This window comes from Pseudomonas sp. LB3P14, assembly GCF_054898045.1.
Genome location: NZ_CM142714.1, coordinates 2,894,148 through 2,918,256, shown reverse-complemented (window position 1 = coordinate 2,918,256; position 24,109 = coordinate 2,894,148). Strand labels below are relative to the sequence as shown.

Below are 24,109 nucleotides of genomic sequence, written 5' to 3'. Positions count from 1 at the left end.
GGTTTCAAGCATGGCATCGGGCGAACAAACCCGTACAATGCCTGCCTGTTACAGTGCTTGTAATAAAATAAGCGGTGCGCGCCGTGTTTATAAAAACCGCAGCGTAGTGTTAAAAGTAGTCTCAGTTACGCCTGTTAACTTTTTTACCTGCCTGGATTGGGCAGTTTTTTATAGTCATTCAACAGATGGACGCGCCATGGGCGCAGGAAAAGAAGCGTTTTGAAGAAATCCACCGCAGCACCAAAAACAGTCGTTCCGCTCTGGCGCCAGCAATTGCACTACCGGCTCAAGGAAGGTGCATTGATCGCCATCGGCGGCTTGTGCCTGTTCCTGATGATGGCCTTGTTGACCTATGGCAAGGACGATCCGGGCTGGAGCCATAACAGCAAGATCGACGATGTGCAGAACTTCGGCGGACCGGTTGGCTCCTACAGCGCCGACATCCTGTTCATGGTGTTGGGTTACTTCGCCTACATCTTCCCGCTGTTGCTGGCGATCAAGGCTTATCAAATCTTCCGTCAACGCCACGAGCAGTGGGAGTGGAGCGGTTGGCTGTTCTCCTGGCGCCTGATCGGCCTGGTGTTCCTGGTGCTGTCGGGCGCCGCCCTGGCCCATATCCATTTCCACGCCGCGACCGGTCTGCCGGCCGGCGCTGGCGGCGCTTTAGGCGAAAGCCTCGGCGACTTGGCCAGGAACGCCCTGAACATTCAGGGCAGTACACTGTTGTTCATCGCGTTGTTCCTGTTTGGCCTGACGGTGTTCACCGACCTGTCGTGGTTCAAAGTGATGGACCTCACCGGCAAGATCACCCTCGACCTGTTTGAATTGTTCCAGGGTGCGGCCAATCGCTGGTGGGCCGCCCGCACCGAACGCAAGCAACTGGTCGCTCAATTGCGTGAAGTCGACGACCGCGTCCATGACGTGGTGGCACCGACCGTCACCGACAAACGCGAGCAGGCCAAGGTCAAGGAACGCTTGATCGAGCGTGAGCAAGCCCTGAGCAAGCATATGTCCGACCGCGAGAAGCAGGTGCCGCCGGTGATTGCGCCAGCTCCGCCCAAGCCAGCGGCTCCCAGCAAGCGCGTGGAAAAAGAGAAGCAGGCGCCGCTGTTCGTCGACAGCGCCGTTGAAGGCACCTTGCCGCCGATCTCGATTCTCGACCCTGCCGAAAAGAAACAACTCAATTATTCGCCTGAATCCCTGGCTGCGGTCGGCCACTTGCTGGAAATCAAGCTCAAGGAATTCGGCGTCGAAGTCTCGGTGGATTCGATTCACCCAGGCCCGGTCATTACCCGTTACGAAATTCAGCCAGCGGCAGGCGTCAAGGTCAGCCGCATCTCCAATCTGGCGAAAGACCTGGCACGTTCCCTGGCCGTGACCAGCGTGCGTGTGGTCGAAGTGATTCCGGGCAAGACCACCGTGGGTATCGAAATTCCTAACGAAGATCGCCAGATCGTGCGCTTCTCCGAAGTGCTGTCGACCCCTGAGTACGATAACTTCAAGTCGCCGGTCACGTTGGCCCTGGGCCACGACATTGGTGGCAAGCCGGTCATCACCGATCTGGCGAAGATGCCCCATTTGCTGGTAGCCGGTACGACGGGTTCCGGTAAATCGGTCGGTGTGAACGCGATGATCCTGTCGATCCTGTTCAAGTCCGGTCCGGAAGACGCCAAGCTGATCATGATCGACCCGAAAATGCTTGAGCTGTCGATCTACGAAGGTATTCCGCACCTGCTGTGCCCGGTCGTGACCGACATGAAGGACGCGGCCAACGCCCTGCGCTGGAGCGTGGCGGAGATGGAGCGTCGCTACAAACTGATGGCGAAGATGGGCGTGCGTAACCTGTCGGGCTTCAATGCCAAGGTCAAGGAAGCCCAGGACGCCGGCACGCCGTTGGCCGATCCTCTGTACAAGCGCGAAAGCATTCACGACGAAGCGCCGCTGCTGACCAAGCTGCCGACCATTGTCGTGGTGGTGGACGAATTCGCCGACATGATGATGATCGTCGGCAAGAAGGTTGAAGAACTGATCGCCCGTATCGCCCAGAAGGCCCGTGCTGCCGGTATCCACTTGATCCTTGCGACCCAGCGTCCGTCGGTTGATGTGATCACCGGTCTGATCAAGGCCAACATTCCGACCCGTATGGCGTTCCAGGTATCGAGCAAGATCGATTCGCGAACCATCATCGACCAAGGCGGCGCCGAACAACTGTTGGGTCACGGAGACATGCTCTACATGCCGCCGGGCACCAGTCTGCCGATCCGTGTCCACGGTGCGTTCGTGTCCGATGACGAGGTTCACCGGGTGGTCGAAGCCTGGAAACTGCGTGGCGCGCCGGAATACAACGACGAGATCCTTGCGGGTGTCGAAGAGCCCGGTAGCGGCTTTGAAGGCGGCAGCGGCGGCGATGACGACAGTGAATCCGATGCGCTCTACGACGAAGCGGTGCAGTTCGTACTGGAAAGCCGTCGTGCGTCCATCTCTGCGGTTCAGCGCAAGCTTAAAATCGGCTACAACCGCGCCGCGCGCATGATCGAAGCCATGGAAATGGCCGGGGTCGTGACGTCCATGAATACCAACGGTTCGCGTGAAGTCCTGGCGCCTGGCCCGGTACGCGACTGATTTGATTTGAAAGGCCGGCGCAGTGATGCGCCGCCCGAACTCCCACGAATGTTATGAGGACTCCCATGCGTCTTATCCGCATGCTGTTGCTGCCGGTACTGGCTTTGACCACGCTTTCGGCCCACGCCGATGACAAGGACGTGGCGCGTCTGACCCAATTGCTGGAAAAATCCCAGACCCTGACCGCGCGTTTCTCGCAGCTGACCCTCGACGGCAGTGGCACCCAGTTGCAGGAAACCGCGGGTGAAATGTCCTTGCAGCGTCCTGGCTTGTTTTACTGGCACACCAACGCGCCGGCCGAACAAACGATGGTCTCCGACGGCAAGAAGGTGACGTTGTGGGATCCGGACCTGGAGCAGGCCACCATCAAGAACCTCGATCAGCGCCTGACCCAAACCCCGGCGCTGCTGCTGTCCGGTGACGTGTCCAAGATCAGCCAGAGCTTCGACATCAGTGCCAAGGAAGCCGGTGGCGTGATTGACTTCACCTTGAAGCCGAAAACCAAGGACACCCTGTTCGACAGCCTGCGGCTGTCGTTCCGCAACGGCCTGGTCAATGACATGCAGATGATCGACAGCGTCGGTCAGCGTACCAATATCCTGTTCACTGGCGTCAAGGCCAACGAGCCGATCCCGGCGTCCAAGTTCAAGTTCGACATCCCGAAGGGTGCCGACGTGATCCAGGAATAAGACGCAGCACCCAGTGAGGTTTCATAAGTAGTGATGGACCTGTTTCGCAGTGCCCCGATTGCTCAGCCCTTGGCCGCCCGTTTGCGTGCGGCCAATCTGGACGAGTACGTCGGTCAGGAACACGTGCTCGCTCGCGGCAAGCCTTTGCGCGAAGCCCTGGAGCAGGGTGCCCTGCACTCGATGATCTTCTGGGGTCCGCCGGGTGTGGGCAAAACCACCTTGGCGCGGCTGCTGGCGGAAGTCTCGGATGCGCACTTCGAAACGGTTTCGGCGGTGTTGGCCGGTGTAAAGGAAATCCGTCAGGCGGTGGAAATCGCCAAGCAGCAGGCCGGGCAGTACGGCAAGCGGACCATCCTGTTTGTCGATGAAGTGCATCGCTTCAACAAGTCCCAGCAGGATGCGTTCCTGCCGTACGTTGAAGACGGCACGCTGATTTTCATCGGCGCAACCACTGAAAACCCCTCGTTCGAACTCAATAACGCGTTGCTCTCCCGGGCGCGCGTCTACGTGCTCAAAAGCCTCGACGAAGCGGCCCTGCGCAAGCTGGTGCATCGCGCGCTGACCGAAGAGCGTGGCCTGGGCAAGCAGCAACTGACCCTCAGCGATGAAGGCTTCCAGATGCTGCTGTCGGCTGCCGATGGCGATGGCCGGCGTCTGCTGAACTTGCTGGAAAACGCCTCGGACCTGGCCGAAGACAACAGCGAGATCGGTGTCGACCTGCTGCAAAGCCTGCTCGGTGATACCCGTCGGCGTTTCGACAAGGGCGGTGAAGCGTTCTACGACCAGATATCTGCGCTGCATAAATCGGTGCGCGGCTCCAATCCGGACGGCGCGTTGTATTGGTTTGCGCGGATGATCGACGGCGGTTGCGATCCGCTGTACCTGGCCCGGCGCGTGGTGCGCATGGCCAGCGAAGACATTGGCAACGCCGACCCCCGAGCCCTGAGCTTGTGCCTGGCGGCGTGGGAAGTGCAGGAACGCCTCGGCAGCCCCGAAGGCGAGTTGGCGGTGGCTCAGGCCATCACCTATCTGGCCTGCGCGCCGAAAAGTAATGCGGTGTACATGGGTTTCAAAGCCGCCATGCGCAGCGCCACCGAACACGGTTCGCTGGAAGTGCCGCTGCACCTGCGCAACGCGCCTACCAAACTGATGAAGCAACTGGGTTATGGCGACGAATACCGTTACGCGCACGATGAGCCGGACGCTTACGCCGCTGGCGAAGACTACTTCCCGGAAGAACTCGAACCACAACCGTTCTATCAGCCGGTGCCACGCGGCCTGGAGCTGAAGATCGGCGAGAAACTCAATCACCTCGCACAACTTGACCGTCTCAGCCCACGGCAGCGGAGAAAATAGTGATTCCTTTGATCGTTGCCGTTTCTGTGGGCGGTATCGCCGGAACGCTTTTGCGCTTTGCCACCGGTAACTGGATCAACGCTAATTGGCCGCGGCACTTCTATACCGCGACGCTGGCCGTTAATATCGTCGGCTGTTTACTGATCGGCGTTCTATACGGTCTGTTTTTGGTACGCCCGGAGGTGCCGATGGAGGTGCGCGCCGGGTTGATGGTTGGCTTCCTCGGGGGGCTGACGACTTTTTCATCCTTTTCACTGGATACGGTGCGCCTGTTGGAAACCGGGCAAATGCCGCTGGCCCTGGGCTATGCTGCGATCAGCGTATTCGGCGGGCTGCTCGCTACCTGGGCTGGCCTGTCCTTGACCAAACCTTGATAACGAGAGACCGACATGCTCGATTCCAAACTGTTACGTAGCAACCTTCAGGACGTAGCGGACCGCCTGGCATCCCGTGGCTACACGCTGGATGTTGCGCGCATCGAAGCGCTGGAAGAACAGCGCAAGACCGTCCAGACCCGCACCGAAGCACTGCAGGCTGAACGTAATGCACGCTCCAAATCCATCGGTCAGGCCAAGCAGCGTGGCGAAGACATCGCCCCGCTGATGGCTGACGTCGAGCGCATGGCGTACGAGTTGAGTGACGGTAAAGTCGAGCTGGACGGGATCCAGACTGATCTGGACTCGATTCTGCTCGGCATCCCGAACCTGCCGCACGAGTCAGTGCCGATCGGTGATGACGAAGACGGCAACGTCGAAGTGCGCCGCTGGGGCACCCCGACCGCGTTCGATTTCCCGGTTCAGGACCACGTGGCCCTGGGCGAGAAGTTCGGCTGGCTGGACTTCGAAACCGCCGCCAAGCTGTCCGGCGCCCGTTTCTCCCTGCTGCGCGGCCCGATCGCCCGTCTGCACCGCGCCCTGGCGCAGTTCATGATCAATCTGCACACCAGCGAACACGGTTACGAAGAGGCCTACACGCCTTATCTGGTTCAAGCGCCGGCGCTGCAAGGCACGGGTCAGCTGCCGAAGTTCGAAGAAGACCTGTTCAAGATCAGCCGCGAAGGCGAAGCCGATCTGTACCTGATCCCGACCGCTGAAGTGTCGCTGACCAACATCGTCGCGGGCGAAATCGTCGATTCGAAACTGCTGCCGATCAAGTTCGTTGCACACACACCGTGCTTCCGCAGTGAAGCCGGCGCCTCGGGTCGCGATACGCGCGGCATGATCCGCCAGCACCAGTTCGACAAGGTTGAAATGGTCCAGATCGTTGAGCCATCGACTTCGATGGAAGCGCTGGAAGGCCTGACTGCCAATGCCGAGAAAGTCCTGCAACTGCTCGAGCTGCCCTATCGCGCTATTGCACTGTGCACCGGCGACATGGGCTTCAGCGCGGTCAAGACCTACGACCTGGAAGTGTGGATCCCGAGCCAGGACAAGTATCGCGAGATCTCGTCGTGTTCCAACTGCGGCGACTTCCAGGCCCGTCGTATGCAAGCGCGTTTCCGCAACCCGGAAACCGGCAAGCCTGAACTGGTTCACACCCTGAACGGTTCCGGCCTGGCGGTCGGTCGTACGCTGGTGGCAGTGCTGGAAAACTACCAGCAGGCCGACGGTTCGATCCGTGTGCCGGATGTGCTGAAACCCTACATGGGTGGCCTTGAGGTCATCGGCTAAATGGACTATCTGCCGCTGTTTCATAACCTTCGCGGCAGTCGTGTGTTGGTCGTCGGCGGCGGGGAGATTGCCTTGCGCAAATCCCGCCTGCTGGCCGAAGCCGGTGCGCTGCTGCGGGTGGTCGCACCTGAAATCGAACCGCAACTGCGCGAACTGGTTGCCGGCAGTGGTGGCGAGTGTCTGGTGCGAGGCTACGTTGAGTCGGACCTGGACGGTTGCGGGCTGATCATCGCCGCCACCGACGATGAACCGCTGAACGCGCAAGTCTCCGCCGATGCCCATCGGCGTTGTGTGCCGGTCAATGTGGTGGATGCGCCAGCCTTGTGCAGCGTGATCTTCCCGGCGATCGTCGACCGTTCTCCTTTGATCATTGCAGTATCGAGCGGCGGCGATGCGCCGGTGCTGGCGCGGTTGATCCGCGCCAAACTGGAAACCTGGATTCCTTCCACCTACGGTCAATTGGCCGGTCTGGCGGCGCGTTTCCGCAGCCAGGTCAAACGCCTGTTCCCGGATGTGCAGCAGCGTCGGGCGTTCTGGGAAGACGTGTTCCAGGGCCCGATCGCCGACCGGCAACTGGCCGGGCAGGGCGCCGAAGCCGAGCGCTTGATGCTGGCGAAAATTGCTGGAGAAGCACCGAGTGCAACGGGCGAAGTCTATTTGGTGGGCGCCGGCCCGGGTGATCCCGACCTGCTGACCTTCCGTGCCTTGCGTCTGATGCAGCAAGCCGATGTGGTGCTGTATGACCGCTTGGTGGCGCCCGCGATTCTGGATTTGTGCCGTCGCGATGCCGAACGGGTTTACGTCGGCAAGCGTCGCGCCGATCACGCCGTGCCCCAGGATCAGATCAACCAGCAATTGGTGGATTTGGCCAAGCAAGGCAAGCGGGTCGTGCGGTTGAAGGGCGGTGATCCGTTCATCTTCGGACGCGGCGGTGAAGAGATTGAAGAGCTGGCAGCCCATGGCATCCCGTTCCAGGTGGTGCCGGGTATCACGGCGGCCAGCGGTTGCGCGGCGTATGCCGGGATTCCGCTGACCCACCGCGATTACGCGCAGTCGGTGCGTTTTGTCACCGGGCACCTAAAGGATGGTTCCACCGATTTGCCGTGGGCCGACCTGGTCGCGCCGGCGCAAACCCTGGTGTTTTACATGGGGCTGGTGGGCTTGCCGATCATCTGCGAGCAGTTGATCAAGCATGGTCGCGCAGCGGATACGCCGGCGGCGTTGATCCAACAGGGCACCACGGTCAATCAGCGGGTGTTTACCGGCACGTTGGCGGATTTGCCACGACTGGTGGCGGAGCATGAAGTGCATGCGCCGACGCTGGTAATCGTTGGAGAAGTGGTGCAATTGCGCGAAAAACTGGCGTGGTTCGAAGGGGCTCAGGCGCAGGTCTGAATACCCCTGAAACCGATCGTTCCCACGCTCTGCGTGGGAATGCCGCCAGGGACGCTCCGCGTTCCGCTTCGGATGTGACGCAGAGCGTCACGGGATGCATTCCTTTGCTGCGCGTGGGAACGATCATCTGTCAGGCTTTACGCCAAACCCCTTTCCCACTCAACCGCTCCCGATCATGTAGCGCCGTGAAATCCTGCGCCGGCCCTTTCGGCACAACCCCCGTTGGGTTGATGGTCTTGTGGCTGCCGTAGTAGTGATTCTTGATGTGCTCGAAATCCACCGTCTCGGCAATCCCCGGCCACTGATAAATCTCCCGTAGCCAGTTCGACAGATTCGAATAATCGGCAATCCGCCGCAGGTTGCACTTGAAGTGGCCGTGATACACGGCGTCAAAGCGAATCAGCGTGGTGAACAGCCGAATGTCCGCTTCCGTCAGGTACTCACCCGTCAGGTAACGATTAGCGCCCAACAGCTGTTCCAGCCGATCAAGCTCGCCAAACACATCATCGAACGCCTCTTCATAGGCCTTCTGCGACGTGGCAAACCCTGCGCGATACACGCCATTGTTCACCGCTGGATAAATCCGTTCGTTCAGCACGTCGATCTCGTCCCGCAGCGGCGCCGGGTAGAGATCCAGGTCATTACCCGTCAAATCATCGAAGGCGCCATTGAACATGCGGATGATCTCCGCCGACTCATTGTTGACGATGCGATTCTGTTGTTTGTCCCAGAGCACTGGCACCGTGACGCGGCCGGTGTAGTCGGCAGCATCGGCGGTGTAGCGCTGGTGCATGAAGTCGAAGTGATCGAGTTTGTCGCCGGTCGATCCGAGGTTCTGGTCGAAGGTCCAGCCGTTTTCCAGCATCAGCCAACTGACCACTGACACATCGATCAGGCTTTCGAGACCTTTGAGTTTGCGCAGGATCAGCGTGCGGTGAGCCCACGGACAGGCGAGGGACACATAGAGATGATAGCGCCCGGCCTCGGCCGCAAAACCACCGACACCGGTCGGGCCGGGTTTGCCGTCGGCGGTCAGCCAGTTGCGACGTTGCGCCTGTTCACGCTGGAACGCGCCGTCCTTGCCGCTTTCGTACCACTGGTCATGCCAGCGACCTTCAACTAACAAACCCATGTTCAAGACTCCTCAACCAATAAGCGTTGGAGAGGAGTCTATTCGCATAGGTTCGATAAAAAAGCGCAAAGGTTGGGCGCTTATGATCGGTTAAATCGATCTGTCCCGCGCATCCCAATACTGCTGGGCGGTTTCGAAGGCGTGTTCGCGGGTTTGGCCGAGGCCGCGCAAGGCCAGGGCCATGGTAGAGATCAACGCCATTTGCGGGTAGCTATCGACCACGTCACCGCGCCAAACGGCTTTCAAATGCTCGGGATCGAGGGTGGCCGGTTTGACGTGGCGTTGGCTCGACAGCTGCGGCCATTCCTCGTCCCAGCTTTCGCCACCGGTCGTACCGTACAAGTGACTGTCGGCGTCCGGGTTGATCTCGATTTCGCCGCCGTCGCCTTTCACCACGATCGCGGTGTCGCCGAGCAAGCCGCTGGCATCGCGATGCACGGCCTGATAACCGGGGTGGAAAATGCTTTGCAGGCCACAGCGAGCGCCCAACGGATTGAGAATTCGCGCCAGGGAATGGATCGGCGAGCGCAGGCCCAAGGTGTTACGCAGGTCGATCATGCGCTGAAGTTGGGGCGCCCAATCCACCAGCGGCATGAACGCCAGGCCGCCGTTATCGAGCGCCGTACCCACCTGTTGCCAGTTGCGGCATAGCGGGATCTGCAACTCGGCCAGCAATTGCTCGCTGTACAGCCGACCGGCCGTGTGTGCACCACCGCCGTGCATGAAGATCCGCACGCCGTTCTGCGCCAGGCACTTGGCGGCCAGCAGATACCACGGCAGATGACGTTTCTTGCCGGCATACGTCGGCCAGTCCAGATCGACCGCTAATGCCGGTGGATTCAAGCGTTCACGCAAGGCTTCGGTGAACCCCGCCATCTCCTCAGCGCTTTCTTCCTTGTGCCGCAACAGCATCAGGAATGCGCCGAGCTGGGTGTCTTCAACCTTGTGGTCGAGCACCATGCCCATCGCTTCGCGGGCTTCGACCCGGGTCAGGTCGCGGGCGCCGCGTTTGCCTTTGCCGAGGATGCGCACGAACTGGGCGAACGGGTGTTCAGCGGGTGTTTCGAGGGTCAGCGCTGGGTAGTTGGTCATAAGCAATTCGTCGGTTTGGGCAGGCCCGCCAGTTTCGCGGCGAGTTTGGCAGGGGTGCCTTTGAACAGTCGGTTCAGGTGCAGGCTGTTGCCCTTGTCCGGGCCCAGCTTCAGCGCGGTGTACTTGATCAGCGGACGAGTGGCCGGGGACAGCTGGAATTCGGCATAGAAACTGCGCAGCAGTTCAAGGATTTCCCAGTGTTCGGGGCTCAATTCGATGTCTTCAGTGGCGGCCAGTGCGCTGGCCACGTCGGAGGACCAGTCGCTCAGTTCTACCAGGAAACCGTCCTTGTCCAACTCGATGGCGCGTGCGCCGACCGTCAGGGAGTTCATAGCCAACTGTTGACCTTATCGTAGTGAATCGACAGCTCGACGAAGGCCGGGTAATCGATGGCCTTGGCCGTGTCAGGAATCTCCAGTGCGCGAGCCTGGGCGTCTTCGGCCAGCACGAACAGTTTCAGATTGCGGGCGTGCAGCGCATTGAACGGCGCGGTGCCCGGTTGCAACGCATAGGCCGCGTCGCCAGTCAGGAGCAGCGCATCGTCAGCGCCCATCAAGCGCAGGCAACTGGTCAGGCGATCGTCGCCGAACGGGGAATGAGACAACACATGCAAAGTCGACATCAGAGGGTGATCACCTGGTCGTAACGGTCAATGAGTGCGGTGATTTCGTGGGCGGTCAGCACTTGAGCTTCTTCCAGCGCTAAACCGGCCGGGTCCAGACCTCGTTCTGCAGCACTGTCGCCACAGACGAAAAGGTCTTCGACACCGAACATCGGCAAGGCTTGCAGGTTGGCGCTCAGGTCCTTCTGCTGGAGGGCCTTGGCATCCTGTTTCGCGGCGAGCTGGAACACCCCGTCATCGAGAAACAGCAGGCCGATCGGCAGATCAAAGGCGCCGCCGGCCAGCACGATGTCCAGCGCTTCCCGTGCACTGGGTCCGGACCAGGGTGCCTGACGGCTGATAATCAGCAAGGATTTAGGCATCTCACGCGCCTCCGAAACAGATCAGACGGTCAGCGTCCTGCACCGCGTCATGCAACTGGCCGAGGCCGGACAATTCCCACGGCGCGCCTACTGCAGCGGCTTCACGCTGATAGCGTCCGGCTTCTTCTTCGTTCAACACGCCACGACGCAGGGCTGCGGCGATGCAGACGACACCGTCCAGTTGATGCTCGGTGACGAAGTTGCGCCATTGCTTGGGCAAGTCCTGCTCATCCTGCGGCGTGACCACGCTTGCGGAGGCGTTGTAGACGCCGTCCTGATAGAAAAACAGCCGGACAATCTCATGCCCACCGGCCAGCGCGGCCTGGGCGAACAGCAAGGCGCGGCGCGAGGAGGGCGCATGGGCGGCGGAAAACAGCGCGATGGCGAACTTCATGACGGACTCGATCAGTAAAACTGCGGCCATGATAAAGCTTTATCGCCGGGGCGGCGAAGGGCGTTCGCACGTAGACCGAGTCGCCGCTCCCACTGAATTCGCTGATCGTTCCCACGCTCCGCGTGGGAATGCCTCATCGGACGCTCCGCGTCCGCTCTTTGGGACGCAGAGCGTCCCGGGCTGCATTCCCACGCAGAGCGTGGGAACGATCATGTCGAGATCAGCGTGGCATATACCCCAACTGCCAACGCCGCGGGATTTTCAGCGACAGCAGCCCGATCGCGCCGGCCAGCAGACCGCTGACAAACAAGGCCCTGAGCCCCAGGTGATGTTCCAGCACGGCGCCGAGTACTGCGCCAGCAAACATCCCGGTCCAGGGGATCAGTTGCACGCGCCAACCGTTGCGACGTTCGCCGAGCATCCAGCGTCCCAGCCCACGGCCGAAGCGCGACAGGGCGCCGGTGACGTAGGTCAGGCCGACCGGCAGGCCGTTCACTTCTTCGACGGCGGCATTGAGCATGCCCATGGCGATGATCGCCGCCAGCAGTGCTGGCAATTGCGCGTCGAAGGGCCAGGCGGCTGCCCCGCAGAGCAGCGTGGCGATGCACAGCAGCAAGGGCAGCGCCCGGCGGCCGCCGAGGCGGCTGACGACAATACCCAAGGCATTGCCGACGATGAAGGTGCCAACGAGTATCACCAGGCGCAAGGTCAGGCCCAGGTCACCGTCGCTGATGGCGACGGCGAGGCGGGTGGTGTTGCCGCTCATGAACGAGACGAAATCGCCGCTGGCCATGAAGCCGATGGCGTCGGTCATGCCAGCGAGCACCGAGAGGCTGGCCACCAGCGACATGCCGATGCGTCCCCGCCATTTCCGGGTATGCAGATGGCCTGGACTGGCGCGGTCAGTTGAGAGGGATGGCAACATCAGCGAAGGTCGTCCTCAGGCAGCGACCATGTTGGTCACTTACTCAATCCATATAACTCGCAATACTCCAGCCAGTCCATGCCGGCCATCTCGGCCACTTCCTTGTGCACTTCCAGGCGTTGTGCCTGATAGTCCTCGGGCGTCGCGGCGGTCAGTTGCAGCGTCAGCTCCCAGGCAAACAATCCCAGGCGCTCGGCCTCGGCTTCAAAGGCTTCATGCAAGCGCTCCTCGCGGTACTGCGCCGCGGTCTCGCCCTTGGCCTGAGCCAACAGAGGGTTGAGGTTGTCGAGTTCGACGCGCAGCTCAGGGCGCTCATCGAGAAACTTCTTCAGTGCTTGCTCGTGTTGCTGTTCGGTTGCCGCCATGGTCGCTCCTTGAGGCCGGGTTACGAAGATTGCTTCTTGCTGGCCTTGGCCGCTGCTGCCAGGCACTCAAGGGCAAACTGCTCGGGGTACGTCATTTGAATCGGTGTGGTTTCACCTTTGACGGTTCTTTCGCCGTCGAGGATGTAACGAATCCGCTTGTCGGTGACGCCAATTCGCTTGGCAATCCAGGACGGCGTCTGACCGATCTGGCTGATCAGCTTGTCGGCATATTCAGCGGTCGGTTTGTAATATTCGGCGTTGGGTGTCATGGCCTTTCCAAAAAATGAGCCCGGAAAAATGGGCGATGCGGCGTTAATGGCGCGACAGGGTGCGCGAATCGTCACTCGGTGTCGCGGTATAAATGAAGTAAAGCAGAACGATACGCCGTGCCGCGGTGATACAGTCCGCTTTTTCTTGATGAGCGAACGTAATGCGAATTCTGATGGTGGCGCTGGCCGTAACGTTGCTGGCGGGATGCGCCGGCTCGACGATGAACGATGCCCGCACTGGAAGCCCGTACAAAACCCTGACGTCGGACAAGCCGGAAAAAGTCGTCGCCCAGTGTGTGCAGTTTTCCTGGCAGGACGAGGCGGTGTTCGGGGTCGATGCGGGCGCGTATTTGCAGCCTGGCAAGAAGGGCGGTTCCACCGTTTACACGCGCTCGGCGGAGTCCTTTGTGGACGTGACGACTGACGCTTCCGCAACCGTGCTGAATTATTACGCGCAGCATGACGACTTTGTGGCCAAGCGCCGACTGGCGGCGCTGGCGACCTGCCTCTGAACAGACTTTCGACATGCCAATGTGGGAGCGAGCTTGCTCGCGATAGCGATTGTTCATTCAGCATTGATGTCGATTGAACGGCCGTCATCGCGAGCAAGCTCGCTCCCACAGAGTTTTGCGTAATCAGTAAGTCAGGCGCTTCTGGAGAAAGAAGCGCTTGTGACCCGGCGGATAGTCAGCGATCTGCCCGAACTCGCTGTAGCCCAGTTTCTTATAGAACTCTGGCGCCTGGAAGTCGAAGGTGTCGAGCCAGACCCCGATGCATCCCTTCTCCCGCGCCAGGTCTTCGGCCATCTGCATCAGCTTCGAACCCATGCCCTGGCCCCGGGCCTGTTCCGGCACCGACAGCAACTCGATGTATAACCATTGGTAAAACACCCGGCCATAGAGCCCGCCGAGGATCTCGTCGTTGTCGTCGCGTACCAGCAAGGCAATCGGCTCCGGCACCGTGACGCCGGCCTTTGAGGCGTTATACGCACGCAACGGCAGCACGATCGCATGTTCCTCGACATCCGTGGGGTTTTGCGACTGCTCGATTCGCAGGGTCATCAGCTATTTCCTTATGGCTTGAGTGGACAACAGCCTCAAGCCTATCGCGGTCAGCGGTCGTTGTTCCAGCCCCTGAGGTGGAACCCTCGCCATCGCGCAGATGTCTAGCCTCAAGAGCGTCATTCCAGAACGCGGCCTACGAGGACGATCCGTGAATATTTTTGAAGCCTTGCGCGAAAGCCACGACCGCCAACGCACCTACGCCGATGCGCTGATCCAGACCAGCGGCGATACCCCAGAGCGGGTCGAGGCTTACCAGCAGCTCAAGTCCGAACTCCAGGCCCACGAAACCGCTGAAGAGCGCCATTTCTACATCCCGCTGATGGAGTTCGATAACGGCGTCGACCTCAGCCGCCATGCGATTGCCGAACATCATGAGATGGACGAAATGATGGAGGAGCTGGACGAGACCGAGATGTCCAGCCCTGCCTGGCTGGCGACCGCGAAGAAGCTCGCCGAGAAGGTCAATCACCACTTGGAAGAGGAGGAGCAGAAGTTCTTCCAGATGGCCGGTAAGCTGCTCGACGACAAACAGAAAGAGACGCTGGCGGGTCAGTATGAGAAGGAATACAAGGCTCAACTTTCTTGAGGGCGTTTTCGTCTAAGATGTCGGCCCTCTGACGAAAAAAGGATGGATTGTCATGTCGAACACAGCCAAGCGGGTCAACCTCATCGAGTCTCAGGTGTTGTCCCACGACTGGTACCTGCTGAAGAAAATCACCTTCGATTACCAGCGCAACAACGGCGAATGGCAACGCCAGACCCGCGAGGTCTACGATCGTGGTAACGGCGCGGCGATTCTGCTGTTCAACCGCGAAAAGAAAACCGTCGTGCTGACCCGGCAATTCAGATTGCCGGTGTTCGTCAACGGCCACGATGGGTTGCTGATCGAAGTGGCGGCGGGGCTGCTCGAAGGTGCGGCGCCTGAAGAGCGCATCCGCGAAGAAGCGGAGGAAGAAACCGGTTATCGCGTGCACCATGTGCACAAGGTGTTCGAGGCCTACATGAGCCCCGGTTCGGTGACTGAAAAACTGCACTTCTTCATCGCTGAGTACGATGCTGCTTCGAAGGTCAGTGATGGCGGCGGACTGGAGGAGGAGACCGAGGAACTGGAAGTGCTGGAGTGGAAGTTCGACGACGCGCTTGAGGCGTTTTATCGCGGGGAAATCTGCGATGCGAAGACCATCATGCTGTTGCAGTATGCGGCGATGAAAAACATCTTCACCGACGCTTGAGCGTTAAATCAAAACAATTCCCCCGTCCTGCTGAGGCCTGACCACTCGCAACCCTCCAGCGTCAGCAGCCGTTCCTTCGCCTCAAGCCCACCGGCAAACCCCGTCAACTTCCCCGAAGCGCCAATCACCCGATGACACGGCGCAACAATCGAAATCGGATTCTTGCCATTCGCGGCTCCCACCGCCCGAACCGCACTGGGGTTACCAATCTGCCTGGCAATCTCGCTATAGCTGCGTGTCTCTCCAAACGGAATGGTCAGCAACGCCTGCCACACCTTCTTCTGAAAGTCCGTCCCGGCAAACTCCAGATCCAGGTCGAAACGATTGCGCGTGCCCGCAAAGTATTCCTGCAACTGTTGAACGGCGCGCACCAGGATCGGGTTGTCCGCCGCTTCACTCATCGGCCCGAGCCGTACGCGGTTCGGTTTGTCGTTTTCCCAGAGGATGGCTGCCAGTCGTGAACCGTTCGCGACCAGCTTCAGCTCGCCGACCGGGGACGCCAGGGTGGTAAAGGTGTAAGTCATGCTGGCGGACTCCGTAAAAGTGCTGAACTGAGGCCAAGCATACTGCCTCGACGGGGAGGCGCAATACGCAATCCCAGCCATACTTGCTTCTGCTCTTGAAGCCTTCCCTCTGTTTTTGGACAGAGCCTAAAAACAAAAAGAGACCGACTCATGAAGTTCGAACCTTTTGCCAAATCGCTGATTACGACCTCATTGGCGCTCAGCTGCCTCAGTGCTTACGCGGCCTCCGTGGCGCCGGTCGCGGCCGAAAACGGCATGGTCGTCACGGCCCAGCATCTGGCCAGTCATGTGGGCGTCGATGTGCTGAAGAACGGTGGCAACGCCGTCGATGCCGCCGTAGCGGTCGGTTACGCGCTGGCGGTGGTTTATCCCGCGGCGGGCAACCTGGGCGGCGGCGGTTTCATGACCATTCAGTTGGCGGACGGGCGCAAGACCTTCCTCGACTTCCGCGAAAAAGCACCACTGGCGGCCACCGCCAACATGTACCTGGACAAGGACGGCAACGTCGTCCCGGACCTGAGTACCCGTGGCCATCTGGCCGTCGGCGTGCCCGGCACCGTGTCGGGCATGGAACTGGCGCTGAAGAAATACGGCACCAAACCCCGCAAGGAAGTCATCGCCCCGGCCATCAAACTCGCCGAAGACGGTTTTGAGCTGGAGCAGGGCGATGTCGATTTGCTGGACTACGCCACCGATGTGTTCAAGAAGGACATCAAGGATTCCGGCTCGATCTTCCTGAGCAACGGCGAGCCGATGCAAGTCGGGCAGAAACTGGTGCAAAAGGACCTCGGCAAAACCCTGCGGGAAATCTCCGAAAAGGGCGCTGACGGTTTCTATAAAGGTTGGGTGGCCGACGCTATCGTCACCTCCAGCCAGGCCAACAAGGGCATCATCACCCAGGCCGACCTCGACAAATACAAGACCCGCGAACTGGCCCCGGTGGAGTGTGACTACCGTGGCTATCACGTGGTTTCGGCGCCGCCGCCAAGCTCCGGCGGTGTGGTGATCTGCGAGATCATGAACATTCTCGACGGCTACCCGATGAAAGACCTGGGTTACCACTCGGCCCAGGGCATGCACTACCAGATCGAAGCGATGCGCCACGCTTATGTGGACCGCAACAGCTACCTCGGCGACCCGGATTTTGTGAAAAACCCGATCGCCCATTTGCTGGATAAAAACTACGCGACCAAAATCCGCGCGGCCATCGATCCGAAGAAGGCCGGCGTGTCCCGCGAGATCAAACCCGGCGTAGCGCCACACGAAGGCAGCAACACCACCCATTACTCCATCGTCGACAAGTGGGGCAACGCCGTCTCGGTGACGTACACCCTGAACGACTGGTTCGGCGCCGGTGTCATGGCCAGCAAAACAGGGGTTATTCTCAATGACGAGATGGATGACTTCACCTCGAAAATCGGCGTGCCGAACATGTACGGCCTGGTGCAAGGGGAGGCTAATGCCATTGCTCCCGGCAAGGCACCGCTGTCGTCCATGAGCCCGACCATCGTCACCAAGGACGGCAAAGTCGTGATGGTCGTCGGCACCCCCGGCGGCAGCCGCATCATCACCGCGACCTTGCTGACCATGCTCAACGTGATCGACTACGGCATGAACATCCAGGAAGCGGTCGATGCACCCCGTTTCCACCAGCAATGGTTGCCGGAAGAGACCAACCTGGAGACCTTCACCACGAGTCCGGATACGGTGAAGATGCTCGAAAGTTGGGGGCACAAGTTTGCCGGGCCACAGGACGCCAACCATGTGGCGGCGATTCTGGTCGGTGCGCCTTCGCTCGAAGGCAAACCGGTGGGCAAAAACCGCTTCTATGGGGCGAACGACCCACGTCGTAATACCGGGTTGTCGCTCGGTTATTGAGACAGATCTGAGGGCATCCCAATGCTTGAGGGTGGCCCCCGATCCCGTAGCAGCCTCGCAGGCTCGGCAGCTGCAAGTTAAAAGGGTGAACGGATTCGAAATCCGTTCCCGATTCACCGACCCATCAAGGAAGCCCCCCTATGGCTACTGCACTGCTGATCATCGACGTCCAGCGCGCCCTGTGCACTGGCGAGTACGAATGTTTTGAGATCAAGCGCGTCATCGAGAACATCAACGGCCTCAGTGCCAAGGCTCGCGAGACCGGTGTTCCGGTCATCCTCATCCAGCACGAAGAAAAGGGTGGTCTGCTGCAACACGGCTCCGAAGGTTGGCAACTGGCAGACAGCCTGGTGACTTCGCCACTGGACCTGCGCCTTCGCAAAACCACTCGAGATTCGTTCTACCAAACCCACTTGCAATCATTGTTGCAAGACCAGGGCACTGACCGCCTGATCATCTGCGGCCTGCAAACCGACTATTGCGTCAACGCCACCGTCCGCCAGGCCCTGAACCTGGGTTATGACGTGGTGCTCGCCGCCGACGCGCATTCCACCGTCGACAACGGCAATCTCGCCGCCGAAGACATCATTGCCGAGCACAACGCAGACCTGGCGCACTTGACGGGGCCCGTGGCCCGAATCGACGTTATCCCGACCAGCGAAGTCCGCATTTAAGTGCCGAAGATGTCGATCAACTCCGTTAGAAAGGCGCTCACCACATCACGCTGACGCGCCGAATGCCTGACTGCCGCATGAAAGCCGACCTCATAGCGCAGCAGCTCAGGATTCAGCGGATGTAACTGCCCCAGCTGTTCATGCTTCGCCGCATAGTGCTGCGGCAGAAAGCCCAAATGCTGGCCCGACAGAATGAGCAGGGCGGCGCCGTCCATGCTGTCAGTGAGCACCGTCAATCGTTCAATCGAAGTAGGCGCCGGCATTTCCGGCAAGGGGTGGCTGGGCCACACCCAGTCGTAATCGCTGACGTCATCCCGGCTCAGCGCGCCTACCTGCTCAAACAGGGGGTGAGTGGGGGCGCAATAGGCGATCTGGGTTTCCTGGAATAGCGCAAAGTAATCAATGTTGGGCAGACGGTGCCAGAAATAGCCGATCGCCAGATCGATATGGCCGTTGATGATTTTCTCTTCCAGCAGCGATGACGACAGCTCCGTGAAGTGGAAATACAGCCCCTCATGCCGGGACCGTAAACGCGCAATGGCCAGGGCAATTTTCTTGTTGGCAACCGGATCGATTTGACCGAGCAGGCCGATGTTGATGTTGCCTGACACCTTGCGATTGATGTGCTGGACTTCAACCCGGAACCCCTCGGCAGCGGCCAGTAACCGGCGGGCCGCCTCGACAAACTGGCTGCCCTTGGGCGTCACCGAAAATCCGCCGCGCCCGCGCTCGCAAAGACGAAAGCCCACCCGCGCTTCCAGCGTCGCCAATTGCGCACTGATGGTGGGCTGAGTGGTATTGAGCGCTGTTTGCGCGGCCGAAATCCCCCCCGCTTCAACGACGGTCAGAAATACCCGGATCAAACGCAGATCCAGCTCCGATACAGTTCCCAGCATGCGTGCTCCCGATACTCACTCACATAGACGTGGATCTATGTAAACAGTTTGCCTGCGATATTTTATAGCCCTGATCAACGCCCTACATTGCAATGAAACCGGCGCTTTGCCCATAAAAACAACAATCACCAGCATAGGAACATTCGTATGTCAGGGTCTCCTCATTCTGCGCACGCCGTCGAGGCGAGTGGCGGGTTGGCCATCGAAGGCCACTCGATCGATTACATTCCGCAAAACGAACGTCACGCCAAGCTCAGCAGCCAGGGTCCTTTCTGGTTTTTGGGCAACTTCCACTTCTTCACCATCTCCATCGGTTTTGTCGGCCCAAGCCTCGGCTTGTCGGCGCTGTGGACGATGTTGGCCGGTGCGCTGGGCATTATGTTCGGGACCATTTTCATGGCGTTTCATGGCTCGCAAGGGCCCGAAATGGGTCTGCCGCAGATGATCCAGTCGCGTGCGCAGTTTGGTTATCGCGGGGTGATTCTGGCCTTGATGGCGACGATGTTTGTGTTCGTCGGTTTCAACGTGGTGAACATCTCGCTGATCATGAACGGTCTTGAACATGTGTTTGGCATCGACCCGACCATCGTCGCCGTAGCCGTGGTGCTGATCGGCGCGCTGCTGTCGATTTACGGCCACGACCTGATGCACAAAGCCTTCAAGTGGGCATTGTTGGCCACGCTGCCACTGTATGCGCTCGTCACCATCGCCTTGATGTTCGGCGCAGGGCAGGAGGGCGTCACCCCGGCGACCGACCTGGGTTTCAGCTGGATTGCCTTTGCCACGCTGTTTGCCATCGGTGCGAGCTACAACATTTCCTATGCGCCTTATGTCTCCGATTATTCCCGTTACCTGCCGAAAAACACCAGCCGGCCGAAGCTGATCGCCGCGGTGTTCATCGGCGCCTCGTTGTCGGGCGGCTGGATGATCGGCCTCGGCGCCTGGCTCGCGCAGCAGTTGAAAGCGGCGGATGCGCTGGTGGCGCTGAACCAGGTCGGCTCTTCGATGATTCCAGGCCTGGGCAATGTGTTGGTGATCGTCTCGGTGGCGGGCTTTCTGCCGATCATCGCGCTCAACACCTACAGCGCCATGCTGACGTTGCTGACGGGGGTGGACTCGATCAAAAAAATCACACCAACACCCCGCGCCCGCGTGATGTCGATCTCCGTGATCAGCGTCATTCTGTTGACCTGTGTGCTGTCGATCAAAGGCGATGGCATCGCCCTGTTGAACACCTTCCTCGTGCTGCTCCTGTACTTCCTCGTGCCCTGGACCGCGGTCAATCTGGTGGACTACTTCTTCGTGCGCAAAGGCCGCTACGCGATCCCGCATTTCTTCACGCCGAAGGGCATCTACGGCGCCTGGCAATTTCGCGGCATCGTCTCGTACCTGATCGGGTTCGCCACCATGGTGCCTTTCTTCTACATCTTTGATGCGGCGGCCGGCAAAGAGGTGTTCGTCGGACCGCTGGCGCGGATGCTTGAGGGCGTGGATATCGCCTGGCTGGTTGGCCTGGTCGTCTCGGGCCTGACGTATTACCTCCTCAGCCGTTCGATAGACCTTGAGTACGAACGCCGGATCATCGACTCGATTAGCGAGAGTGACATTGTTTCCATGGCTCATCAGTCTGTGGAGGAGGGGCGTTGAACAGCGCAAAAAACATCGTGGTCGCCTGCTGCCAACTGGCGCCGAAAATAGGCGACCTCGCTTACAACCGGAAGCTGACCGAACGCGCGATTCGTTCGGCGGCCTACCAGGGTGCTCAAGTGGTGGTGCTGCCCGAACTGGTCCAGAGCGGCTACTTGTTTGCCGACCGCAGCGAAGCCCTGTCCTTGGCGGAAACCGCCGAAGGGCCGACCTTGCGTCTGTGGACGGCGTTGGCCCGGGAACTGAACATCGTCGTGGTGGGTGGATTCTGCGAGCGGCTAGCCGGCGATGAACTGGCCAACAGCGCGGCGATGATCGATGCCCAAGGGCTGCGCGCCGTGTACCGCAAGGCGCACCTCTGGGATGGCGAGAACGAAATCTTCAGCGCCGGCAATGAGGCGCCGCCCGTTGTAGACACCGTTCATGGACGAATCGGCATGCTGATTTGCTACGACCTGGAATTCCCCGAGTGGGTGCGACTCCCGGCGCTGGCCGGCGCAGACCTGCTCTGCGCCCCGGTCAATTGGCCCGATGGACCACGTCCGCAAACCGAGCGCCCGGCGGAAGTCGTGCGGGTCCAGGCCAATGCGTCGGTCAACCGGATGTTCATCGCCGCGTGTGATCGGCATGGTCATGAACGTGGGGTCAGTTGGGTGCAAGGCTCGGTGATCGTCGATGCCGATGGTTATCCGCTGGCAGGGCCTGCGGAGCGGGGGGGCGAGCAGATTTTGCTGGCGACGCTGAACCTTGCTGAGGCGCGGAATAAGCGAATCAGTGCGCGCAATGATTTGCATCGGGATCGGCGGTCGGAGTTGTATGGGGTGGGCGTCGATTCACATTAATGCCTATCGTTTGATGGATAGATAGCAGACCACCGATACCGGCGCCGGCAATGGCGATATTCAACGCCGGACACCACCATCTAGTGCATTACAACTTCACTGAACTTGAGAATTAGCGGGTCATTATTTCCGTCACGAAACCCTAGTTTGATCGCTGGCGTTTTGCTCAGTTTGTTGTTGCTTTGCTGGAAAATCAGGGTGACCCGGGTAGGTACGTTCCGAATCAGCTGAAACTCCCGATAGTAGTTTTCCTCGACCTGTCCCACTCGGATCGACTGGGGCTTGAGTGGTCCGCCGGACTCGTCGAATAGGACCGTGCCATCGTCAAAGCGAAAGCTGCGGTCTACGTTCAGGTTGGATAGCTCAAACGTACAGGTGGGCAGACGACCGATGTTTTCGCAGCCTTCCAGTTCGATGCGCACGTTGTCCAGCACTTCCATGCGTTTGCCGAGAAGGTTGCTGCCTTCGTTTTCAACGACCTTGGATTGCAGTTTGGCGAACTCGAATGAGGGCTTGGCGTATTCGGTGCCCAAAATGAAAAAGCCGAAAGACAGGCCGGCGACCATAAAGAACTGCAGCAGACCTCTGAGCATTGGCGTGAAGTTACGGATCTGCCAACCGATCGAAACGACCCCCAAGAACAAAAAGGTACTGACCAGCAAGACCACATTCTTCCAACTGATGAAGCTGAAGCCGAAAACACTGGGATCAGGAACGACATAGGTGATCAACGCCCACAGTAAACCCAGCACGACGCCGAGGCCTGCCATGCCACGGGTGATCAATGAAGCGGCTTTTTGGGTGCGGGTAAGCGGGGTTAGTAAGTTTTGCTGTGACGTCAACGCTGACAAATCCTTTTTCTGTAGCCGAATCATCCGTCCATGAAGGCGACTGTCGGGCTGTTGCAATAAAAACCCCGGGAGCCCAAGGTAGGGTAGCCAATTGTGGCAGGTTGCCATTATCCAGTAATGGCTTGGCAGGTAAAGATGTGTTGACGCCTGGAGTCAGTAATTTCTGGCGTTAGGGTTTCTGCCTAACGCAACATGCCTTGTTTTTCCCTTCGTTTCTAATCACGGTCTGTAACCTTTATTTTCGATCGCCAAGACTGATTTGATGCTAGACCGCAGGCCCGCCGGAATATCGGTCGTGCCCTATGTTCAGGACCTCCTGTTGCAACTACGGGAGTGAACCCACGCGCCGTCGAGTCTAGCTCGGCGGCGCTTTGATTGTATGACCTCTTTGCTCGAGCGGGGACTGGACGCCATCGCTACGCCTATGGCATCGTCGAATTAATACGCCATGTAGCAAACAGGATCAAAACAATGGAGGAGGGTGATGAAGTCGGCGGCAGTACGTCGATGGCAACGCTGAAAGCATTCAATCTGTGCGTGCTGCAGCTGGGTCGTCTTGCTCGAGAGCGCGGCGCCTCCCAATTCATCGCCGACGGCCTGCACGCCTTCCGCCAGTTGGTACCCTTCGCGTCAGCCTGGTGGGGCGAGATGTCCGCCTCAGACGCCAATGCTCCACCCAAAAGCTGGATGCACGGGCGAATCAATCTGCCGGAGTCGTTTGCCGCCGAATGGCACAAAAGCGCGGGTAACGACAAATTCTCCCATGACACCTTGAGTCAACCCGGCGAGGTCGTGCGCGACAGCGGGTTCACCGACCCGGATGAAGAAGTGGACGCGTTCGCCCGTCGCCACGACCTCTACCACCTGATGTGCATCACCTTCGAGTTACCCGAAAGCGGCTTGATGTTCTTCGTCTGTCTTTACCGTGGCAGTGATGCTGCGGCGTTCAATGACAGCGAGGCCGGGTTGTTTTCGGCGTTCTGCGACCATCTGTTGCAGTTGTGGCGCTTTCAGGTGCAGGACATGATCCGCTTCGACACGGGCAACGGGGCGACTGATTTCGGCGTCGCGCGTATGGACGGCAGTTTGCTGTACGTGGGAGCAAGTCTGTGCGCCGCCATTCAGCGCGAGTTACCGGGGTGGAGTGGTTCAACGCTTCCCTTTGATGTGATCGCGCAGCTGCAAAAGGCACCTTGCGTCATGCGCCTGGGTCGCTGCGCACTGACACTGAGCCCTAACGCCGAGCATGTCATCCTGTCGCTCGAAACACAGTCGCGCGCGGCGGTGCTGGCGCCTCGCGAGCGCACTGCCGCGATGCTGTTCGCGGCGGGCCATTCCTATAAGGAAATTGCCAAGATCCTTGCCTTGAGCCCTGCGACAGTGCGCACTTATCTGCGCAACTGCTACTTGCAGCTCGGTGTGAAGAGCAAGGTGGAACTGGGTTCTGCCTTGCGTTCACCGACCTCGCTTGCGGAGGCTGCGCGTCGCGATTAACCCCCGGTACTTCCAACTATTTGCCTCTCCCCTCCTCATTTGTGGAGGTCCATCCGATCGCCGTGCTCTATAGGGTATGCCCTGCATATCAGGGGCTTGCACGGCAGTCTGTTC

Annotated in this window: 28 protein-coding genes; 15 read left to right on the top strand and 13 right to left on the bottom strand. The window is 59.6% G+C overall.

Features of this window, described 5'->3' with window-relative positions; all coding sequences use genetic code 11:
• The first annotated feature begins 10 nt into the window (after positions 1-10).
• The 7 genes from ACYZT5_RS13575 (at position 11) to cysG (ending at position 7,732) form a co-directional block, all read left to right on the top strand.
• Complete coding sequence (locus ACYZT5_RS13575; protein ID WP_462051559.1) at positions 11-223, top strand: hypothetical protein; 213 nt, start codon at positions 11-13, stop codon at positions 221-223.
• On the top strand, positions 220-2,622 hold the full coding sequence (locus ACYZT5_RS13570) for a DNA translocase FtsK (RefSeq protein ID WP_462051558.1): 2,403 nt from the start codon (positions 220-222) through the stop codon (positions 2,620-2,622). The genes ACYZT5_RS13575 and ACYZT5_RS13570 overlap by 4 nt, the downstream gene beginning before the upstream one ends.
• Positions 2,623-2,687: 65 nt before the next feature.
• Positions 2,688-3,311 (top strand): outer membrane lipoprotein periplasmic chaperone LolA, encoded by a 624-nt coding sequence (lolA, locus tag ACYZT5_RS13565; RefSeq protein WP_008154853.1) that lies wholly within the window; start codon positions 2,688-2,690, stop codon positions 3,309-3,311.
• Positions 3,312-3,344: 33 nt separating this feature from the next.
• Positions 3,345-4,667: a replication-associated recombination protein A gene (locus ACYZT5_RS13560; RefSeq protein WP_192418727.1), complete on the top strand. Its 1,323-nt coding sequence runs from the start codon at positions 3,345-3,347 to the stop codon at positions 4,665-4,667.
• Entirely contained in the window at positions 4,667-5,041 is a 375-nt protein-coding gene (crcB, locus tag ACYZT5_RS13555; RefSeq protein WP_462051557.1) for a fluoride efflux transporter CrcB, read from the top strand. The genes ACYZT5_RS13560 and crcB overlap by 1 nt, the downstream gene beginning before the upstream one ends.
• Before the next feature lie 15 nt (positions 5,042-5,056).
• Entirely contained in the window at positions 5,057-6,337 is a 1,281-nt protein-coding gene (gene serS / locus ACYZT5_RS13550) for a serine--tRNA ligase (RefSeq protein WP_462051556.1), read from the top strand.
• Positions 6,338-7,732 (top strand): siroheme synthase CysG, encoded by a 1,395-nt coding sequence (gene cysG, locus ACYZT5_RS13545; protein WP_462051555.1) that lies wholly within the window; start codon positions 6,338-6,340, stop codon positions 7,730-7,732.
• 130 nt (positions 7,733-7,862) lie between these two features.
• On the opposite strand, the gene ACYZT5_RS13540 is transcribed toward cysG, so the two are convergent.
• The 9 genes from ACYZT5_RS13540 to ACYZT5_RS13500 form a co-directional block, all read right to left on the bottom strand.
• Entirely contained in the window at positions 7,863-8,864 is a 1,002-nt protein-coding gene (locus ACYZT5_RS13540; RefSeq protein WP_462051554.1) for a glutathione S-transferase family protein, read from the bottom strand.
• A gap of 90 nt (positions 8,865-8,954) precedes the next feature.
• Positions 8,955-9,956, bottom strand: a complete 1,002-nt coding sequence (locus ACYZT5_RS13535) for a glycosyl transferase family protein (RefSeq protein WP_462051553.1) — start codon at positions 9,954-9,956, stop codon at positions 8,955-8,957.
• Entirely contained in the window at positions 9,953-10,288 is a 336-nt protein-coding gene (locus ACYZT5_RS13530) for a TusE/DsrC/DsvC family sulfur relay protein (protein WP_462051552.1), read from the bottom strand. Before ACYZT5_RS13530 ends, ACYZT5_RS13535 begins: the two co-directional genes overlap by 4 nt.
• Positions 10,285-10,578 (bottom strand): sulfurtransferase complex subunit TusB, encoded by a 294-nt coding sequence (gene tusB, locus ACYZT5_RS13525; RefSeq protein ID WP_462051551.1) that lies wholly within the window; start codon positions 10,576-10,578, stop codon positions 10,285-10,287. Before tusB ends, ACYZT5_RS13530 begins: the two co-directional genes overlap by 4 nt.
• The gene (tusC, locus tag ACYZT5_RS13520; protein ID WP_462051550.1) at positions 10,578-10,940 is read right to left on the bottom strand and encodes a sulfurtransferase complex subunit TusC; all 363 of its coding nucleotides are present in this window, start codon (positions 10,938-10,940) and stop codon (positions 10,578-10,580) included. The genes tusB and tusC overlap by 1 nt, the downstream gene beginning before the upstream one ends.
• A 1-nt stretch (position 10,941) precedes the next feature.
• The gene (gene tusD / locus ACYZT5_RS13515) at positions 10,942-11,334 is read right to left on the bottom strand and encodes a sulfurtransferase complex subunit TusD (RefSeq protein ID WP_462051549.1); all 393 of its coding nucleotides are present in this window, start codon (positions 11,332-11,334) and stop codon (positions 10,942-10,944) included.
• 220 nt (positions 11,335-11,554) lie between these two features.
• Positions 11,555-12,259, bottom strand: a complete 705-nt coding sequence (locus ACYZT5_RS13510; protein WP_462051548.1) for a YoaK family protein — start codon at positions 12,257-12,259, stop codon at positions 11,555-11,557.
• Positions 12,260-12,294: 35 nt separating this feature from the next.
• Positions 12,295-12,624, bottom strand: a complete 330-nt coding sequence (locus ACYZT5_RS13505; RefSeq protein WP_095129012.1) for a DUF6388 family protein — start codon at positions 12,622-12,624, stop codon at positions 12,295-12,297.
• Between the two features lie 20 nt (positions 12,625-12,644).
• Complete coding sequence (locus ACYZT5_RS13500; protein ID WP_008154823.1) at positions 12,645-12,893, bottom strand: hypothetical protein; 249 nt, start codon at positions 12,891-12,893, stop codon at positions 12,645-12,647.
• A 161-nt stretch (positions 12,894-13,054) separates the two neighbouring features.
• Here ACYZT5_RS13500 and ACYZT5_RS13495 point away from each other — a divergent pair, with 161 nt between their 5' ends.
• On the top strand, positions 13,055-13,405 hold the full coding sequence (locus ACYZT5_RS13495; protein WP_462051547.1) for a hypothetical protein: 351 nt from the start codon (positions 13,055-13,057) through the stop codon (positions 13,403-13,405).
• 123 nt (positions 13,406-13,528) lie between these two features.
• On the opposite strand, the gene ACYZT5_RS13490 is transcribed toward ACYZT5_RS13495, so the two are convergent.
• On the bottom strand, positions 13,529-13,954 hold the full coding sequence (locus tag ACYZT5_RS13490) for a GNAT family N-acetyltransferase (protein WP_462051546.1): 426 nt from the start codon (positions 13,952-13,954) through the stop codon (positions 13,529-13,531).
• Positions 13,955-14,105: 151 nt separating this feature from the next.
• Here ACYZT5_RS13490 and ACYZT5_RS13485 point away from each other — a divergent pair, with 151 nt between their 5' ends.
• Together ACYZT5_RS13485 and ACYZT5_RS13480 are read left to right on the top strand one after the other, a co-directional pair.
• Complete coding sequence (locus ACYZT5_RS13485) at positions 14,106-14,543, top strand: hemerythrin domain-containing protein (RefSeq protein WP_462051545.1); 438 nt, start codon at positions 14,106-14,108, stop codon at positions 14,541-14,543.
• Positions 14,544-14,595: 52 nt separating this feature from the next.
• Positions 14,596-15,189, top strand: coding sequence for an NUDIX domain-containing protein (locus tag ACYZT5_RS13480; protein WP_462051544.1), 594 nt, complete (start codon positions 14,596-14,598; stop codon positions 15,187-15,189).
• Between the two features lie 8 nt (positions 15,190-15,197).
• Here the strand turns inward: ACYZT5_RS13480 and ACYZT5_RS13475 are convergent, their stop codons facing one another.
• Positions 15,198-15,713 (bottom strand): methylated-DNA--[protein]-cysteine S-methyltransferase, encoded by a 516-nt coding sequence (locus ACYZT5_RS13475; RefSeq protein WP_462051543.1) that lies wholly within the window; start codon positions 15,711-15,713, stop codon positions 15,198-15,200.
• Between the two features lie 150 nt (positions 15,714-15,863).
• Between ACYZT5_RS13475 and ggt the strand changes: the two genes are divergently transcribed.
• Together ggt and ACYZT5_RS13465 are read left to right on the top strand one after the other, a co-directional pair.
• A complete protein-coding gene (ggt, locus tag ACYZT5_RS13470) occupies positions 15,864-17,591 on the top strand; it encodes a gamma-glutamyltransferase (protein ID WP_462051542.1) in 1,728 nt (575 codons plus the stop codon).
• Positions 17,592-17,731: 140 nt separating this feature from the next.
• Complete coding sequence (locus tag ACYZT5_RS13465) at positions 17,732-18,265, top strand: cysteine hydrolase family protein (protein ID WP_462051541.1); 534 nt, start codon at positions 17,732-17,734, stop codon at positions 18,263-18,265.
• On the opposite strand, the gene ACYZT5_RS13460 is transcribed toward ACYZT5_RS13465, so the two are convergent.
• Positions 18,262-19,161, bottom strand: coding sequence for a LysR family transcriptional regulator (locus ACYZT5_RS13460; RefSeq protein WP_462051540.1), 900 nt, complete (start codon positions 19,159-19,161; stop codon positions 18,262-18,264). The genes ACYZT5_RS13465 and ACYZT5_RS13460 overlap by 4 nt on opposite strands.
• 147 nt (positions 19,162-19,308) lie before the next feature.
• On the opposite strand from ACYZT5_RS13460, the gene ACYZT5_RS13455 reads away from it, so the two are divergent.
• Positions 19,309-20,808 (top strand): purine-cytosine permease family protein, encoded by a 1,500-nt coding sequence (locus ACYZT5_RS13455; RefSeq protein ID WP_462051539.1) that lies wholly within the window; start codon positions 19,309-19,311, stop codon positions 20,806-20,808.
• Positions 20,805-21,650, top strand: a complete 846-nt coding sequence (locus tag ACYZT5_RS13450) for a nitrilase family protein (RefSeq protein WP_462051538.1) — start codon at positions 20,805-20,807, stop codon at positions 21,648-21,650. The genes ACYZT5_RS13455 and ACYZT5_RS13450 overlap by 4 nt, the downstream gene beginning before the upstream one ends.
• 80 nt (positions 21,651-21,730) lie before the next feature.
• Here ACYZT5_RS13450 and ACYZT5_RS13445 read toward each other — a convergent pair whose 3' ends face one another.
• Entirely contained in the window at positions 21,731-22,558 is an 828-nt protein-coding gene (locus ACYZT5_RS13445) for a hypothetical protein (protein WP_462051537.1), read from the bottom strand.
• 414 nt (positions 22,559-22,972) lie between these two features.
• Here ACYZT5_RS13445 and ACYZT5_RS13440 point away from each other — a divergent pair, with 414 nt between their 5' ends.
• Positions 22,973-23,995, top strand: a complete 1,023-nt coding sequence (locus tag ACYZT5_RS13440) for a helix-turn-helix transcriptional regulator (protein WP_462051536.1) — start codon at positions 22,973-22,975, stop codon at positions 23,993-23,995.
• Positions 23,996-24,109: the final 114 nt, after the last annotated feature.